The 18317-nt window shown below is 24.0% G+C and carries 13 protein-coding genes and 1 pseudogene; 7 read left to right on the forward strand and 7 right to left on the reverse strand.

Features of this window, described 5'->3' with window-relative positions; translation table 4 throughout:
* Positions 1-7: 7 nt before the first annotated feature.
* Positions 8-1249 (forward strand): hypothetical protein, encoded by a 1242-nt coding sequence (locus tag AAHM95_RS03265; RefSeq protein WP_338975553.1) that lies wholly within the window; start codon positions 8-10, stop codon positions 1247-1249.
* Positions 1200-3212: a hypothetical protein gene (locus AAHM95_RS03270; protein WP_342274089.1), complete on the forward strand. Its 2013-nt coding sequence runs from the start codon at positions 1200-1202 to the stop codon at positions 3210-3212. The genes AAHM95_RS03265 and AAHM95_RS03270 overlap by 50 nt, the downstream gene beginning before the upstream one ends.
* Positions 3213-3215: 3 nt before the next feature.
* On the opposite strand, the gene AAHM95_RS03275 is transcribed toward AAHM95_RS03270, so the two are convergent.
* Positions 3216-3458 (reverse strand): hypothetical protein, encoded by a 243-nt coding sequence (locus AAHM95_RS03275; protein WP_281749131.1) that lies wholly within the window; start codon positions 3456-3458, stop codon positions 3216-3218.
* Positions 3419-3553 carry a hypothetical protein gene (locus AAHM95_RS03280; protein ID WP_342273790.1) on the reverse strand — a complete coding sequence of 45 codons (135 nt, stop codon included), beginning with the start codon at positions 3551-3553 and terminating at the stop codon, positions 3419-3421. The genes AAHM95_RS03275 and AAHM95_RS03280 overlap by 40 nt, the downstream gene beginning before the upstream one ends.
* Before the next feature lie 163 nt (positions 3554-3716).
* Between AAHM95_RS03280 and AAHM95_RS09650 the strand changes: the two are divergent.
* A pseudogene (locus tag AAHM95_RS09650) lies at positions 3717-4965 on the forward strand (ISNCY family transposase).
* Positions 4966-5121: 156 nt separating this feature from the next.
* Here AAHM95_RS09650 and AAHM95_RS03295 read toward each other — a convergent pair.
* Together AAHM95_RS03295 and AAHM95_RS03300 are read right to left on the reverse strand one after the other, a co-directional pair.
* The gene (locus AAHM95_RS03295) at positions 5122-5529 is read right to left on the reverse strand and encodes a hypothetical protein (protein WP_342273977.1); all 408 of its coding nucleotides are present in this window, start codon (positions 5527-5529) and stop codon (positions 5122-5124) included.
* A 335-nt stretch (positions 5530-5864) separates the two neighbouring features.
* Positions 5865-7571, reverse strand: coding sequence for a hypothetical protein (locus AAHM95_RS03300; RefSeq protein WP_342274092.1), 1707 nt, complete (start codon positions 7569-7571; stop codon positions 5865-5867).
* Positions 7572-7643: 72 nt separating this feature from the next.
* On the opposite strand from AAHM95_RS03300, the gene AAHM95_RS03305 reads away from it, so the two are divergent.
* From AAHM95_RS03305 to AAHM95_RS03315, 3 genes are all read left to right on the forward strand, one after another.
* A complete protein-coding gene (locus AAHM95_RS03305; protein WP_338975594.1) occupies positions 7644-8804 on the forward strand; it encodes an Mbov_0401 family ICE element transposase-like protein in 1161 nt (386 codons plus the stop codon).
* Between the two features lie 276 nt (positions 8805-9080).
* Entirely contained in the window at positions 9081-11744 is a 2664-nt protein-coding gene (locus tag AAHM95_RS03310) for a cation-translocating P-type ATPase (RefSeq protein WP_342274093.1), read from the forward strand.
* 20 nt (positions 11745-11764) lie between these two features.
* Positions 11765-12286, forward strand: coding sequence for a hypothetical protein (locus AAHM95_RS03315; protein ID WP_342274094.1), 522 nt, complete (start codon positions 11765-11767; stop codon positions 12284-12286).
* Between the two features lie 256 nt (positions 12287-12542).
* Here the strand turns inward: AAHM95_RS03315 and AAHM95_RS03320 are convergent, their stop codons facing one another.
* The gene (locus AAHM95_RS03320; protein WP_342274095.1) at positions 12543-13244 is read right to left on the reverse strand and encodes a hypothetical protein; all 702 of its coding nucleotides are present in this window, start codon (positions 13242-13244) and stop codon (positions 12543-12545) included.
* Positions 13245-13873: 629 nt separating this feature from the next.
* Between AAHM95_RS03320 and AAHM95_RS03325 the strand changes: the two genes are divergently transcribed.
* Positions 13874-14991, forward strand: a protein-coding gene (locus AAHM95_RS03325) for an IS3 family transposase (protein ID WP_338975281.1) whose coding sequence is annotated in 2 segments (ribosomal slippage) — positions 13874-14144 and positions 14144-14991 — 1119 coding nt in all. Because the reading frame shifts where the segments join, the coding sequence is not laid out codon by codon here.
* Positions 14992-15111: 120 nt separating this feature from the next.
* Here the strand turns inward: AAHM95_RS03325 and AAHM95_RS03330 are convergent.
* Together AAHM95_RS03330 and AAHM95_RS03335 are read right to left on the reverse strand one after the other, a co-directional pair.
* Entirely contained in the window at positions 15112-16797 is a 1686-nt protein-coding gene (locus AAHM95_RS03330) for a dicarboxylate/amino acid:cation symporter (protein ID WP_342274096.1), read from the reverse strand.
* Between the two features lie 33 nt (positions 16798-16830).
* Entirely contained in the window at positions 16831-18279 is a 1449-nt protein-coding gene (locus AAHM95_RS03335; protein WP_342274097.1) for an FAD-dependent oxidoreductase, read from the reverse strand.
* Positions 18280-18317: the final 38 nt, after the last annotated feature.

Consider the following 18317-nt stretch of genomic DNA (forward strand, 5'->3'; position numbering starts at 1 on the left):
GAATATTATGTTAAGTCTATTTAAAAGAAAAGAAAAAAGTAATATTAGTGATAATCAAAATGAAAAAGTAAAATTTTTAACTAATAAAAATAAAAGTACTCATGCTTCAATTTTAAATTATTTTGGTTTTAATGATTTTAACCATGAAACTTATTTCACTGATTTTGTAGCAGAAAATAATGCTAATTTATATAATGCTCCATTAGATATTAATAATGAAACTATTAAACAATATTTAATTCAACAAGAATTTTACAGAAAAAATTGAAATTCAATTTTTAAATTAAGTAAATTAGGAATTAGTGCTTATTTAATTTATATTGCTAATGATGACTTATATTTTCAAGTAGTAGATATACAACAAAGAGTTTATGATATTACTGGTAAATTAATTGAATGTACTATTTTTTATGATAGTTATGAACAAAATGCACAAATGGTAAGATTATTTGAAGTTTATACATTAAATAATGAACAAATAACTATTAATCGTGCAATTTATAGTATTAGTGATAATAAAAAACAATTTCCATTAGATTTTAAATCATTCATTAATAACCCTAATTTAGCACAAGAACAAACACTAAATATTAACTATATACCAATAGCAATTATGAGAAATAAAGCAAATGAGCTAGCAGATTGTAATAAAGTAATGGATAAAATTAAAGCATTAGATGTTATTTATGAACAAATTGTTTTAGATACTATTTTAAACTCACCTAAATTTATATTTAGTCAAACTTATGGCAATGTTCAATCTTTAATAGAAGACGCAGTAAGAACATTAGTTACTAAAAATTACATATTTAAAAGCGGTGGAGATAATAATGAACAAAACGAAAATATCAATATGACAAATAGTAATTTTAAAGGTAAAAATTTAACTGATATATATGATTGAAATGTTAATGAAATATTTAAACGTTGTGGTATTCATATACCAAGTCAAAAGAAATCAGCACAACAATCAGTTCCCGAAAGTACAGCAGTAAATATTTCAACTATTAATTATATTGAACAAAAATTATGACAATTTAATATTGATATTCTTAAATTTATTCAAATATTAGTAAGTGTAGATAAAGATTTATTAAATAGTAAAACATTTAATATTAATGATGATCAAGAAATTAATAATTTAACAGTTAAATTAAAATTATTTAATCCCGAAAATAACCAATTAATAGGAGAGAACAATGGAAAACAACAACAAACCACAAACGAAATTTCCACAGAAACAAACTAAACTTAATCAAGCAGAAGTAGAAAATGATTATTTAATTGATAACATTCCTTATGACTTTACTAATATGATGCGTGCTACTAGTGACCCAGATATTAATAGAGCATATGATGAATTTAAAAAAAGAACGATATATATTTATGAAATTGAACGTTTATTTAAAAATAATGAAAATAATAGTTTAAAATTTTCAGCAAATACTATTAAAATAGGTTTTATTGATATTGATAAAGTATTAAAAACTACTGCTGTTGAAACATCTGATTTTACTATGCAATTAAATCAAAGAGCAAGTACTAATATTAATGATAATACAATTGAATATAGTATGACTGATATTAAAAATTTAATATTTCAAGAAATAAATTTATTAAATCAATTTAAGTTATATGCTGTATCTATTAATGAACCTTTAACTGAAAATAATATTGATAATTTATATATCATTAATAATTATTCACAACCTTATCAAAATCCAAAAACAAGAAGTACTAAAAGTATAACTATTATTAAAATTAAAGATTTTAAAACAAGAGATGGTTATCCAATTATTATTAAATTACAAAAACCATTAGATAAAGATACCAAAGTAACTGGTTTAAAAATTAAAGCACGTAGAAGCATGATTTTTGGCAATATAAAGGTACTTGGTGAAGTTGACAATATGGAAGTATACCCAAAGTTATTTGTTAAAGATAAGATAGCATTTCCGCTATTATCAATGCCTATTGAAACTCAACCAAAAGTTAGAATATTACAACAATGATTTAGTGAACAAATATTACCTTGAAACTTAGCAAAACAATTTATTGGAGAAGAAAAATCAGTTTTAGATTTAATTGCTATTGGTGGAGGGACTGAAACAAGAAAAGAAATTATTAATAATGCAAGAGTAACAAATGCTAAATTAGGTTATGATGTTTCTAAAAATTTAAAAGTATGACCATTATCAGATGAAATAGAATTAAAAGATAAAAAATTAGAGTCATGATTTTTAGTAGGTAACTATAATTTATTTATTTCTACAACAAATAAATTTTATGATGTAGAAATTGAAATAAATGATAAACCACCAATTGATAGTTTACAACAGTTATTATTAGATATGCTAAGTTACACATATAACTATAATAGAAATTTTGATGGCGCAGATTATGATGATAAAAATGAAATAGCAAAATTACGTAATAAATTCTCAGGTCAAAAACCTGATGAAGTTATTACTAATTTATTTAGAAAATGAGAACTTGATTATCCAAATTACATAAATTTGCAACAAGTTAAAATATTTAAACAAGTATTTATTATGTTATCAAAGTATATTTATTCAACATTATCAATAAATAAAGGTCTAAATGATGATAATAAAATTTTATTACCTTATTATTTTGAATTAAAATCAAATCCTATACATTCTAATAAGGATAATAGTTGAAAATATAAAGATGTAAAAGTAATACTAAAATCTGAATATTTTGATTTTACAGATATGAATAATATTAAATTAAAAAATAATGATATTAGTCAAAATGAATTATTTAAACTTGATGATAATCAATTTAATTGATTATCTATTACAAATGAATTAGAAAGCAATAATATTCCGTCATTAATTCCAGCAGATTGAACATTAGGAAATGGCGAATATGGAAAATACTTTACAAGAGTAATTATTAGTAACAATAAAATTGAGAATGCTTTAAATTTATATGGTTCAAATAAATCTCAATTATTTTCTAAATTAGAATTTTATGAAGAGATATTACAAATTGATAATAAAAATGAATTTGAATTGCAAATTAAAAATCCAATTAATAATTTAAATCGGATTGAAATTAGTGGAATATTTGGTGCTGGTAATTATTATTTAATTTTAATAACTGACAAACAAGAAATAAACTTAACTAATATTAATTTATTTGACAAATATAATGAAAATATTTCTTATATTAATTTAGAAATTTAAATGTTATTTATTAAAATAACCATATGGATAATTGCCATCTCATGGTATATCTATTCTTTCAATAGTATCTCCACCATTATAAAATTTTGTTTTTTTAGGATTATCAGCAAAGTATATTTTAAATTCACTTTTTATAGAAACTGAAATACCATGAATGTCAGACATTCATATTTTCTGAACACCCATTATAGGTTTTTTATATGAATTTAAATAATATTTAAGTCCACTAAGATTATGGGTAAGCACCCCCCCATGATTAATCCTATTGTTCCAGTTGTAGCACCAGTTAGTGCTAATGCTAATGTTATTTTACTTAAATTTGCTTTTATTCATGTTTTCATATTAAATTACTCCTTTTTTCCTTGATTTTACTTATAAATTGTACTATTTTTGATTATTTTTACAAGTACGTTTTTAAACGTGTCATTATTTAGTGATAATTTCCTATTAGTTATCGAGTGAAAATTTCTCAAAAAGTGAAGTTAAATATACTTGGTGATAAAAATGGAAAGAAGCATGACTATGAAAGAAAAATATAAATACAAAATTATAAATGACATTGTTATTAATAAATTATCTAAACATCAAGCCAAAAATAAACTTAACCTAACTATTAGAAGAATTAACCAATTAATTCAAATTTTTAATAAAGAAGGTAAAGTTGGTTTTATTCATAAATCTCGCAATAAAATTTCTAATAAGGCAACAAAAATAGAAATTAAAAATAAAATTATAAACTTATATAAAACAAAATATTATAATTTTAATTTTCAACATTTTCAGGAAAAATTAATTAATGAAGAAAACACTAAAATTGCATATAGTACAGTTTATAATCTATTAATTCAAGAAAAAATCACTTCACCAAAAAGACATAAGAATAAAAAAAATAACTTGCATCCCACAAGAAATCGTAGAACAAATTTTGGTGAATTAATTCAAATGGATGCAAGTAATCATCATTGATTTGGTAACGATAAACCAAAAGCATTTTTACATGCTGCAATTGATGATGCTACAGGAAATATTGTTGGACTATGATTTGATCACCAAGAGACATTAGATGGTTATTATAATGTTTTTTTATCAAATTTTAACTAAATATGGCATACCAAAGATATTTTATACTGATAATAGAACAGTTTTTGGATATAAGAAAAAAATTGATTCAGGTAAAATAAACACAGAAAATGACACTTATACTCAATTTCAAAAATGCTGTAATGATTTAGGTGTTGAAGTAATTAGAACCTCAATTCCACAAGCTAAAGGCAGAATTGAACGATTATTTGGAACACTTCAAAGTCGCTTAATTAGTGAATTACGACTTAATAAAATTAAAAATTTAGAAGATGGTAATAAATTTCTTAAAACATATATAAACATTTTTAATAATCAGTTTGCTTTTCCTATTGATGATAATAAATCTGCTATGGTTAAAGCTCCTACACAAAATGAAATAAATGTTTATCTTTCAAGATTTTGTAAAAGAAAAACAGATAGTGGTTCAACTATAACATATTATGGTAAAAAATATTTTCCTTATAAAAATAACAAAGTTCAATATATACAACCTAGAACTGATGTAATTGTACTTAAATCATTTATTAATGAATTCTATCTTAGTTATAATAATAAAATATATGAACTAAAAGAAATAGCATTAAAACCAATTATTAAAGAAGATTTGATAAAAACTAAAAAAGTTTATATACCAAATAAAGACCATCCTTGAAGATATGGATATCAATAATTTTTAATTAAAAGTAAAAAAACATATTTTAGAAGAGATTTATTTTATTAATACTAAACCATATAAAATTTTAAAACATTTGTATATGAGCAAATTTGGTGTCTTAAAATCAATTTTAAAGATATAAAGATATTGCAAATGCAATATCTTCCCCTTTTACATCTGTGGTGAGCTTGGTTTATATCCACTTGTTAAAGGTTGATTTTCACTGTTTGCACTGCGTTTTCATTGTTCAAAAATTGAATCAAAATCATAATCTAAACTTGATTTTAATTTTAAATATTTTCCTACATTATCAACCCTTTTTTGTCCTTTTGATTCGATTTTATCTTCTAAATCATATATATTTAATTTTTCAATATATGGAATTATTTTATATTTCTTTTTTAAATTTTCATTTAATGTTTTTAGATATATTTCTAGTTTTTCTATTTCTTCTTTAAGATTTTTTTCAGTATTTATTATATTATCTAATTCTTTATTATCTTTAATTTTACCCTCTAATTTTTTTATTTCAGAATAATAAAATTCATAAACTGGTGAATTAGGTTTAACTTTAAACATTTTTTATTTTCTCCTTTGAATAAATAATAAAAAAACTCATTTATTTTATCTTAAAATAAATGAGTTAAAAACTTATATAATTTTTTGTATAAATTAATTATACAAAAAATTTTAAAAAATTAAAAAACTTTATTTCTATTTTTATCTAGAAAAGAATTTATTTGGAATTTATGTTTATTTAACAGTATAACTTTTCAAAATAATTTATTTTTTAAAAAATATTTTTGGGAAATTTTCACTCGATATTGACAGTACGTTTTTAAACGCAAAATAACGCCTAAATAAAAGGCGTTATTTTGTGATACCTATACTATTAATGATATTGTAGTTGTTTATTATATGGCAAATGTGAAGATGCTTTTTTTCACAGTAGCATTATTTTTACCCCTAATTACATTTTTATATGGATACAATGCATAAAATAATCCATCATACGGGTCTTGATACATATTTTTATCAGGAATGTTAGTTTTGGTTTGGTCATAACGTAATTCTTCTAAACATTGAGTAGTCTTTGGTAAATCATCTTTATTTGCATAAAAGTTTCCATAACTCATAATGTTTCTCATTCAAACTACTCTATTAGTTAATCCTGCTTCTTGATTTAAATTTGAAGCATGTTTAATAGCAGTTTGTGTGATTAAAATAGTATTATGTTCATCTATTAATTTTTGATTTAATCAATCAATGGCAGTTCGTGCTTTATCATCATAAAAATAAATTGCTTGTTCAAAATTTTCAAAATTATCAATTAATCCTAAAATTTCATTAACATAAGCATTAATTTTTTCATTTTCATTTATAAAATCATTTGGAGTAACTACTAATTCACAAATAATATAAGCATCATAATAACCAGTATTATTATATTCTTTAAAACCCACTACTATAAATACAGTATGGTCTTTATGACCAGTTGCTCAATCCACACCAACTGAATAAAAATCAAATTTATACATATCTTTTTTTGAATTATAAAATTCTTTTAAATCATATGGTTGTCAGCACTTTACAGTTTTTTGAAATGGGAAAATTGTTGCATCACTATCTAAAAATTCAAAACCATAAAAAACAGTATTAAATTCATCAGGATTACTTTTTTTCATTTCTAATAATGTTCTTTTTTGAATATCTGGTAATTTATTTCAAAATGGTTGAATAGTAAATCTTAAAACAAATAAACCTAAACCACTAAACATATCTTGATTTTCATAATAAATTTTGCCATTTTTTTTAAAATTTTCCATCACTTTATCATTTAATGGTAAAAATGGCGTACAGTATTTTAAATAAAATGGATGATATTTATCATAAGGATTACATGTAAAAGTAATAAAGAAACTTTTATAAAAATAGCGAGTAATTTTTTTTCCAAAATTAGGACTATATATATTTTTATCAATAAACGTTCAACTTCATTCTTTAATAGGTTCTTTTGATACTTTAATACGATTACTTCTAAACATAGAGTTTTGTAAACGTTCATATCGATATGTTAATTGCTTTTCTGTTAGTGTTTCTTTTTCTTCTGCCATAATAATTTCATCTGTTCTTGAACCTAAAAAACTTGAACCACCGGCTTCTTTTCCAAAAATCTTATTACCATTAGCATAACCAATAAAGTCAATTTGTTGATTATTAGGAAAAATAATACATCCACCATCCTTAGTTATTTTTCATTTAATACCATGTGGATTATTAGGTAATAAATTAATATTATATGTATCTAATAAAACTTGACAAACATTCATTAAAGCACCAATTGTAGTTTCACTATGAGTATTTTCATATCTTCTTACTTTTTGAACACTACTATCACTAAAATTACAACATATAAATAAATCAAATGCTAAACAATTTCAAGTTTTTCTTGTTCCACGTGCTGTTGGTACAAAACGATAAAAACAATTGGTAGTAAAATATTCTGCTCATTCATCACCAACAAATTCTTTAAAAATATCCCAACTAAAACCATAATTATTATCACTAAAATTAAGATTATATTTTTTATTTAATTGTACATAACTAGTGATAAAAGCCATATTTACTCCTTATTTTTAAAAAAAATTAAACTTAAATTATTAACAAATAAAATTTTGAAAGGAACATTAAAAATGTTTATATTACCATTTGTAAATCATTTTGATTGAGACAAACACAATTTTAATCAAGATGAATTAAATTTACAACAAACAGAAGAATTATTTAAAAAAATAGATGATTATTTATGAAATGCATGTGATAAATCTGTATATAAGTCATATAGATTTAGAAAAAGAAAATTAAAAACAAAAAAAGGTTTATTAACTTATAAACGACGTATTTGTACATATTATAACCCAAAAACACAAAAAATGGAATTTCTTTCATTGTTAGATAATTATCTTGGTGTTAAAAAATATAGTAAACTTGCACCTAATGTTATTAAACAAATTTTGAAATATTTTGCAGATGGTAAAAAGTATCATGATGTTTGTGATACTTTTATTGAAGGTTTAATAAGTAATAGTACAGTTTGTAGAACATATAAAAAGTTTCAATTACCAAAAGCCAATATCCTCAAAATACCATTACAACCATATCAAAATTTATATGTAAATATTGATGATGGACATAGAAAATTTAAGTTTAATGAAAAACATAATACTAAAAATTGTAAAAAATGTTCAATGAGATTATTAGTATTTTGTACTGGTAAAAAGAAGAATGGAAAATTAATTAATAAAAGAGCTGTATGTAAAATTAGAGTATCAAAAACAGAAATTGGTGCTGAAAAAACTGCCAAATTAATTGAAAAATATGGTAATTTATTTTTTGAAAATTTTGACCAAGCAAATTTAATAGTTTGTGGAGATAGTGCAAAATGAATTAGAAAAACTGCTACAATTTTAAATGCTAAATTTATTTTAGATAAATTCCATGCTTTTCATGTTTTATTTCTTGGCATAATGGCTGGAAGAAGAAAAAATAAAATTGCTAAATTACACTATCAAAATGCAATAAATTTATTTTCCAAAGGTCAATATTATGAATTAATTGATTTTTTACAATCATTGACTTTACAATATAAAAAATTAAAAGTTGGTTATTTTGTTAATGCAAAAGATGGCGTATTAAATCAAGCATTAGTTGAAAATATTGGTTGCTTTACTGAAACTAATATTAAACAAATTTTAAAGCATATGATTGGTGATAGAACTTATAACATTGATATGTATACCAAAATGGTTAATTTTAAATGTTATCAAATAAATACAGCAATACAATTATTATAAATTAACCATTTCAATTTAAAGATAACTAAAAATAAAATAAAACTTATTAAAGTAAAATTTAATAAGAATTTTTGAGTTATAAAAGTAAGTATTATTGTTGACTAATATTTTACAAGTGTTAAGATTAAAATACAATTGCATATTGAAGTCTAAATTATTCTCGTCTAATCTTATAATTTAAAGACAAATTTGAATATTATTGACAACATCGGTACGCTCCCAAAAATTTTGAAAAGGAATTATGATGGATTAAATTAAAAAGGGGGTTAAATAATTGTGATTTGAAATGATTCAACTAAGGAATTAGCAAAAAAATTAAATACTAATTTTGTTACAGGTTTAACTGAAGAAGCCGCAACTCAATTGCTAATAGAAACAGGACCTAATCAATTACCAGTTACGAAAAAAAAACCAATTTGAAAAATAGTTTTAGCACATTTTATTGAACCATTTGTTTTAGTATTAATTGCATTAGCAATTATTGCTACTGTTATTGGTCAATGACAAGAAGCATTAGTTGTTTTTTTAATTGTAATTGTTGATGCTACTTTGGCTACTTATCAAGAAGTAAAAGCTGCAGCTTCTTTGGACTCTTTAAAGAAATTAGTTTCTTCACAAGCAGTAGTAATTCGTAATGGTAATAAATACGATATTGATGCTAAAGATTTAGTGGTAGGTGATTTGGTTTATTTAGATGCGGGAATGTTTGTACCTGCTGATCTGCGTATTATTCAGTCTTATAATTTACGTACTAATGAATCACTTTTAACTGGTGAATCAACCTTAATTAGTAAAACTACTGAAGCATTAACTGAAGAAAAATTATCAATTGGTGAAAGAACTAATCTTGCTTTTATGTCTACTTCTATTGCGACAGGTAGTGGTCTTGGTTTAGTTTATGCAACAGCAAAAACTTCTGAAATTGGAAAAATAACTAAGTTATTACAAGAAGAAAAAGAACCTAAATCACCATTAACGCGACAAATTTCTTTTTTAATTAGAATAATTTCGGTTTTTGCTTTATTATTAGGTTTAGCTATGTTTTTATTACAATTTTTCTTAATTAAAGTACCTGCTATTAATGCTTTAATTTTTGGAATTGCTTTAACAATAGCAGTAATACCTGAAGGTTTGCAAGTTATTGTTACCGTTTCATTATCACTGGGAAGTTCAAGAATGGCAAAAAAACATGCTATTGTTAAACATTTACCTGCTGTTGAAACATTAGGTCAAGTTGATATTATTTGTTCTGATAAAACCGGAACTTTAACACAAAATAAAATGACTGTTAAAAAATATTATTTAACAAAATCAGTTAATGATAGTAATGACTTTAAAAAGAAAACTAAGCAAGAACAATTATTTTTAGATTGTTTAGTATTATGTAATAATAGTGAAGTTAGTAAAAATAAAACTATTGGTGATCCAACGGAAGCAGCACTTATTAATTGATCAGAAACATTAAAGTTTCCAACAAAGGCACTTAGTGATAAACATACTCGAGTTCATGAAATACCTTTTGATTCCAATCGTAAATTAATGTCAACAATTAATGAATACGATAAAGAAACTTATGTTTTTGTTAAAGGTGCGGTTGATAATATGATTAATATTTGTACTCATGCGCTTATTAATAATGAAAGGGTAGTATTAACTGCACAAATTAAAAAAGAAATAATTGCAAGTATGGAAGAAATGTCAAATTCAGCATTACGTGTTTTGGGAGCAAGTTATAAAACTGTTAATAATACGAAAGATTATAGTAATATTAGTGAAATTGAAAGTAATTTAACTTTTTTAGGATTAGTTGGAATGATTGATCCACCAAGAAACGAAGTTAAAGATTCTTTAGTTAAAACTAAAAAAGCAGGTATTGATACAATTATGATTACTGGTGATCATTTAAATACTGCTGTTGCTATTGGTCAAGAATTAGGTTTGATTGAAAATAAAACACAAGCACTTAGTGGTAATACGATTGATGATATTCCAGAAGAATCATTTAATGCTAATATTAATCAATATCGAGTTTTTGCTCGTGTTTCTCCTGAACATAAAGTTAAGATTGTTAAAGCATTGCAGAGTCATAATAAGGTTGTTTCGATGACTGGTGATGGTGTTAATGATGCTCCTAGTTTAAAAGCGGCAGATATTGGAGTAGCGATGGGTATTACGGGAACTGATGTTGCTAAAGAATCTTCACAAATAGTATTAACTGATGATAATTTTGCTACTATTGTTGATGCTATTGAAGAAGGACGCAATATTTACAGTAAAATTAAAAGAATTGTTATTTTTATTTTAATTACTAATATGGCCCAAGTATTTTCAATTGTTATTGGTGCTATTTTTGGATGAAATGAATTATTGCAACCAATTCAAATTTTATGAATTAATTTAATTGTTGAATCTGTTATTGCAATTCCAATGTCAATGGGACCTAATAACCCTGATTTAATGCTTAGAAAACCAACGAAACGGAATGATAGAATTCTTACTGGTAGTTGAGGATTTATTGGTATTGTTAGTATAATATTAAGTACCTTATTACTATTAGCTTTTCATTTTTTACCTCAAATTTTACGTGAAAATAATAGTGAAGGTTTTGTTTTTGTTTTTGTTATAATGACTAATGCTCCTGTTTTTTATGCATTTTCTTTTGTTTCAGGTGCTAATACAAGTATTTTTAATAAGATTACTTGAAAAAATAAATATATTTGAGTTGCGGCGATTAGTGCTTTTGCTATTAATACTTTTATTATTTTTACACCTGTTGTTAGCAATGCTTTTGGTATTGGTGCTGGTTTTCGGGCAGTTGATTGATTACTTTGTATTGCTTTATCAACAATACCAATGTGATTATTAGAAGTGTATAAAGGAATTAGACTTTTAGTTAATAAATTAATTAAAAAAGAACAAAATAAAGTAAAAGTTAAATAATATAGAATGGAAAATTAATAATGAGAATTATTCCGTATGAATTATTTAGTTATACACCAGATATGAGTTTAACTGCATTGCGTAAAGAACTACTAATGTATGATCATTGTTTAAATAAAAAAATTACAAATATGGCAATGCAACCATTTTTAGACTTGGAACGCAACTATTTTAATTTACTTTTATGTAAATGAGAATTAGAAATGAAAAAACGAAATCATTATGTTAATTCATTATTTAAATGTTATACTAAATACAATGATTTTGAATTTGTTGCAACTCCTGATTTTTTAATTATTGAATGTTGTATACAATGAGATTTAAAAGGTTTTCAACCATATAAATGTAATTTAAATTGATATGAAATTATGATGATGACAATTAAAAATAAAGATAAAATAAATAAAGATTTTTATGAACAACTTTCTTTGTGGTATAAAGAAATGTTTATGAAAATTAATGATAATGGTTCTTTTAAACCTAAGAAATTAAATATGAATGTTGTTTTTGAAAAAATAAGTAATTTTTTATTAATAGCATAATAGTTTTTGAAAAAAATTTTGATTTTATTTTATAATTAAATTATAAAACACTCTAATAGAATGGAAATTTTATTTTTGAAATTAAACTAAATATGTTGTTGAATTGTTTCTATTTTAATTACCCTTTTTAAACAATTAACCCATTTACTTTGGCATAAAAGTAATGGGTTAAAATTATATATTGGATAGCAACTATATGTTATTAAATTTTGTGTATTTTCAATAGACTTCTTTCATGTTTGATTTAAAATTTACATTAGTTAATAATTTTAATAGCTTTTGGTAAAGTGACAGATATTAAATTAGTCATTCCAACAAAATCAATTGAATTTCATTGAGCAGTAATTTTAACTTTGACTATCTTACTAGTAGTTGATAAATCAATAGTAGTAATTCTATTAATACAATCTTCATCTATTATATCATATACATAATCAAGGTTTTTGATGACAATATCGCCATAACATATTTTTTGTACAGAATTATTGATGATTGAATCTAATGCATTTTCTATTTCTTCTTTTGTAACAGTATTTGGGTAAATAGCCTCAATTTGATTTGGACTATCAATATTAGTAATTTCGTTTAAATCATTTCATCATTGTAATAAGCAATAACTAATTGTAATATTATTTTTTTCTCCTTTAAATTTGGCTCCATTTTTAGCAACAATTTTAATATTTAAATTTAAAGTTAAAAAATCATTTGGTTTAAAAATATCAATAAAGTATAAATCTTTAAAGTAAAAATATTTTTCAAAAATTTTTATATAAACATCATACTCATCACTTGTAATAGTTTTTAAACCTAATATTGCTACTAATTTTGCTTGTAATTTATTTAAAAATTCAGATTTTATATTTTTTTTAAATTTTAATGTATCTAAATTTATATTATTAGGAATTTTTGTTGAAATATCAATTTTTGTATCTTTTTTTTTGAGTCTGGTGTATCGCAAGCAACTACAGTTAATGGTATTGGTGTTGATATTGCTAAAATTGATAATAATTTTAATAAATTTTTCATTTTATTTTTCTCCTTTAAATTCATTTACCTTCATATAAATTATATAAAATAAAACTTAAATACCATTATATAATATTATTCACGGCAATAAATAAGAATGACAAAAAAATTTCTAAAATAAAGTGTAAAAATAATTAGTAGTTTTAATGATAAAAGTTATCAAAGTTCAATAATTATTGATATAACTAAACAAACAAATATTTCAGATATTTATATGCAAAATTATTTTGCAGAGAAAACTAAACCAGTAACATCAGATAAACAGCAGGCAATTGCAAATGTTACAGATAGTTTAAAGAAAATTTAAAAAAATGAATATCTTACTAAGTCAATTAGAAGTATGTATAAAGAAAAAAATGATTTTAATCAAAGTATAATGATTATACATTAAGATTTGGTAAGAGTCCTTTAATAAAAGGTATTATTGAAGGTAGAAATGTATTAGCGCATCAATTAATTTTTATTAGTCCATATCAAAAAAATAGTGGATGGGTTACACTTTATTGGACACTAATTACATAGACAAGTGAACAAATTAGTTAAAAGAAAGGAATTATAATTATGGTCACTATTAACTCATATTCAGATGAATTTAAAAAACAAATAGTAGCTTTATATCAAAGTGGCAAATCAGTATCTTGCCTTGTTAAAGAATACAATGTTACAAGAGCAGCTACTTACAATTGAATTAAGCAATTTACTAATTCAGGTAGTTTTAAAACTAAAGATAATCTTTCAGATTTAGAAAAACAATTAATTCAAGCAAATAAAGAATTAAAACAGTTACGAATGGAAATTGATATTTTAAAGCAAGCAGCACTAATAATAGGCAGAAAGTAGAGATTATTGCAAATAATAAATCTAAATATAAAATTCGCACAATGTGTCATTTTTTAAAACTCTCTAAATCAACATATTATTTTAATTTAAAGAAAAAAAATAAAATTCAAAATAATATTTATGAACAAGCTGTTATTAGTGCTTTTAAAGAAAATAAAGAAGTTTATGGTACTAGAAGATTAAAAGTCATACTAGCAAACCAAGAAATTTATTTATCACGCAGAAAAATTAAAGAAATTATGAATAAGCATAATTTAATATCAAAATACACTAAATTATCATTCAAAAATTATCATAATAAAGTCAATGATAGTCAAATAACCAATCTTGTTAATAGAAACTTTAATAATAGAATTAAAAATGAAGTTATTGTTAGTGATTTAACTTATGTTCAAGTTAATGGTAAATGAAACTATATTTGCCTATTAATCGACCTATTTAACCGCGAAATTATTGGACATAGTGTTGGAGTTAAAAAAGATGCATCATTAGTATATCAAGCATTTATGCAATCAAATCACTGTTTAAAAGATATTGAAATATTTCATACTGATCGCGGTAATGAATTCAATAATAAAACTATTGATAAACTTTTATTAGCTTTCAACATAACTCGATCTTTAAGCAAAAAAGGATGTCCTTATGACAATGCTGTTGCTGAAGCAACTTTTAAAACTTTCAAAATTGAATTTATTAATGATAAAAATTTTACATCATTAATCCAATTAAAATTAGAATTATTTGATTACATCAATTGATATAACAACATAAGAATTCACAGTACTCTAAACTACCTAACTCCAATTAGTTATCAAAAACAAATGTCTACCAAAAAATAGTTCTAAAAAGGGTTGCCATTCCAATAGTTATTTTCCTCACTTAATTTCTACTATATATTTAGTTTTGTGATATCTTTATGAAATAGATTACTAAAAATTTATTTAGATAATAATTGGAAATTAGATATCTTTACCACTTTTAATTGTTTTAATATCTTTTTTTAACTGCTCTTTTAAAAATTTAATATCATTCTCACTATTTTTTACTTTTTTTAATGCTTCAATTTTAACTTTAGTATCTTTTTTTAATGCTTGAATCTTATCATTTTTTTCAGATCTAATTAACAATTTGGCTCCAACTTTCTTTGTTAAAATGTGTAAACCCATAAAAGGGTCTTTTTTTAATAAAAGTTTTTCATCTTCAATTAATTCTTGATTGCGAGAAGCAATAACAGTAGCTTGTAAACCACCAGAAATATTAACTGCAGTTCTGCCCATATCAAATAAACCATCTAAAGCACCAATAATACCATAAACAGCAGCGTAATAGCTACCAAAACCAAGACCACCTAAAACACCAGCTGTTACAACAGCAGCAGTTCCTGGTACTCCCGCAATTCCTAATGAAGCAACTAATGTTACAATTAAGCCATTAATAAATAAAATAGCAATTGTTCAGTTGGGGAAATTACCAGGAAGGATAACACTAAATCATAAGAAAGATAAAATAATGCCAGCTTGCACTCCAGCACAGCCACTTAAACCTATTGTTGTTGAAAGTGGCATTACTGTATCACTACCCTCTTCTTTCACTTTTAAATCTTCTTTTAAGGTATTCATAGCAATTGGTAAAGCGGCATTAGAAGACTGAGTTGTAAAACCAGCAATAATTGGTTTCTGTGCTTTTAATAATCAACGATAAGGATTAATACCAAATAAATATAATGATAATAAATGTCATAAGAAAGTAATAAGTAGTGCTAAATAAGCGACTCCAATAATAATGCCAATATTAGCAAGTGCACCAATTGGTTGATTAATAATTGCTGTTGCTAGCATACTCATAACAGCAAATGGCATAGTTTTAATAAACATCATTAATATTGAAATAATAATTTTTCACATTGTTTCTAAAGTGTTTCTTGCTTTGTCCATTCGTTCTTCATTATGCTTAGTTAGTTTTTTAATTGCAAATCCAATTAAAGCACCAAGGACAATGATTGGAATAATTAATGTTTGAGTAAAAACACCAATTAAGCTGCTAGGAACGTAACTAATGATAATTTCGGGAATTGTTTTGGCAGTAGTTTTATCGTAACTACCACCATCAGTTAAATTAAAACCTTGGCCAATTTTAAAAGCAATTCCTAGTCCAAAGGCAATAGTAAAAGCAATAGCCACATTTATTAATAAAATAGTAATACCAACTCCTGAAACTTTAGTTATTGTTTTTGAGTTACTATTTTTTTTACTAGTAATTCTAGCAATAGCTAAAAATACTAATGGAATAGTTAACATAGTAATACCAATAATAAAAATAGTTTTTAATAATTCAATTCAGTGTACAATTTCTGCAACTCAGGGTATATAGTCAGGATTAGGTTTTATTGGTGTTCCAGGTAAGTTAGGATAAGTAATGTTATGATTATTAAAACCAGTAATAACTTGGATAATAATACCAAAAATTAGTCCTAATCCCATTCCAGTAAAAATACGAATTGGAAATTTAGGTTTAGTTTTTTTAATAAAAATAGAAAGTGCTAGGATAATACTAAAAAAGACAATTATCCCGATTAGACTTTGTCAGTGTGAAATACCAACAAAGTCTCTTAATAAGTTAATATTGTCATTACTAAGAGTTGTCATAGTTGCTACCTCATTCTTTTTATTTTTTATAGGTTATGACGATGTTACTTTTCTACTTGCTATATGAATAATATCACTAGTACGAGCAAAAGGAGGTGAATAAACTAAATCTAAATTTTGTAAATCACGGATGTCCATTTTATTTCAAATGGCAGTAGCAAGAGCATTAATTCTTAATGTGGCATGATTATAGCCTGCCATTTGTGCTGCCAGTAATTGGAAATTTGTTTTATCATAAAATAGTTTCAAGTATAAAGGACGAGATTGTTTTAAGTATCTTGGTAGATCATAATCTTTAATATAAACACTACCAATTTTATTTTTATCAATCGTATCAAAACTACCAGTTTTTGTTATTTCTAAATTACCAACACGTAAAATACTTGATCCTAAAGTTCCTGGATATTTATGTTCTGGGTTTTTAATATTATCAGCAATAATACGTGCCATTTTATTAGCATTAGTTGCCAAGGGAACATATATTGATGATTTATCAAATTGACTATATATTTGTGCACAATCACCACCACTATACATATTTGAAAACTTTTTTGTAACATTTTCTTTAGAAGGAATTTGACAGAATTCGTTAATAATAATTGCTTTATTTTTATTTAATTCAATGTTGCTATTTTGTAAAAAATTCGTATTTGGTTCAAAACCAACTGCTAGTATTACTAAGTCACAAGGTATTGTTTTTCCATTTTTTTTATCACTTACACTTCTTAAACGCAAATCATTAACATTATTATGAGTCATCATTAGTTCTTCAACTTGATAGTTTAGTAAAATAGTGGCATCGTTTTTTGATTTAGTTTTATGATTAATATTTTTTTTGGTTAGTTCATCATAAATTAATTGGCTAAATTCTTTATCAACAGCGTCTGCCATTAATCGATCTTTCATTTCAACGATTGTGACATCTTTTTTTTGTTTTAAGCATGCTTCTGCCATTTCCATGCCAATGAATCCACCGCCAATAATAACTATTTTTTTAGCATTTTTCATTGCTTTTTTTAGATTTATGGCATCTTCTTTAGTAAAAACATTATAAACATTATGTGGCAAAATACCATGACTAAAAGGTGGCGGAATTTTTGGTTTGGCTCCTGTTGCAATAACTAAGGCATGATAAGATACAACTTTTGCTTTAGTTTTATCGTCTGTTGTTTTTTTGACATGAATTTCTTGTTTTGCTGTATCGACTTTAATAACATTTTGATTTAAATGAATTTTAATTTTATTTTTATTATTAGTTTTTTCTGAAAAATCTTTTTTTGTACGATCATTTAAAAGTTTTTTATCTTTAAATTCATTAGCAATATAATAAGGAATACCACAAACACCAAGTGAAATATAGTTTTTTTCTTGATAAACATGGATATCAAAATTTTTATCACTATTTTTTTCACTACGTAATAATTTACTCGCAACTCCCATCCCAGTCGCGCCAGCACCAATAATAATAACTTTAATTTTCATTTTTATCATCGCTCCACTCTCATTAATTATAATATATA

It is taken from the genome of Spiroplasma endosymbiont of Phycita roborella, assembly GCF_964031195.1.
Lineage (GTDB): Bacteria > Bacillota_I > Bacilli_A > Mycoplasmatales > VBWQ01 > Spiroplasma_E > Spiroplasma_E ixodetis_A.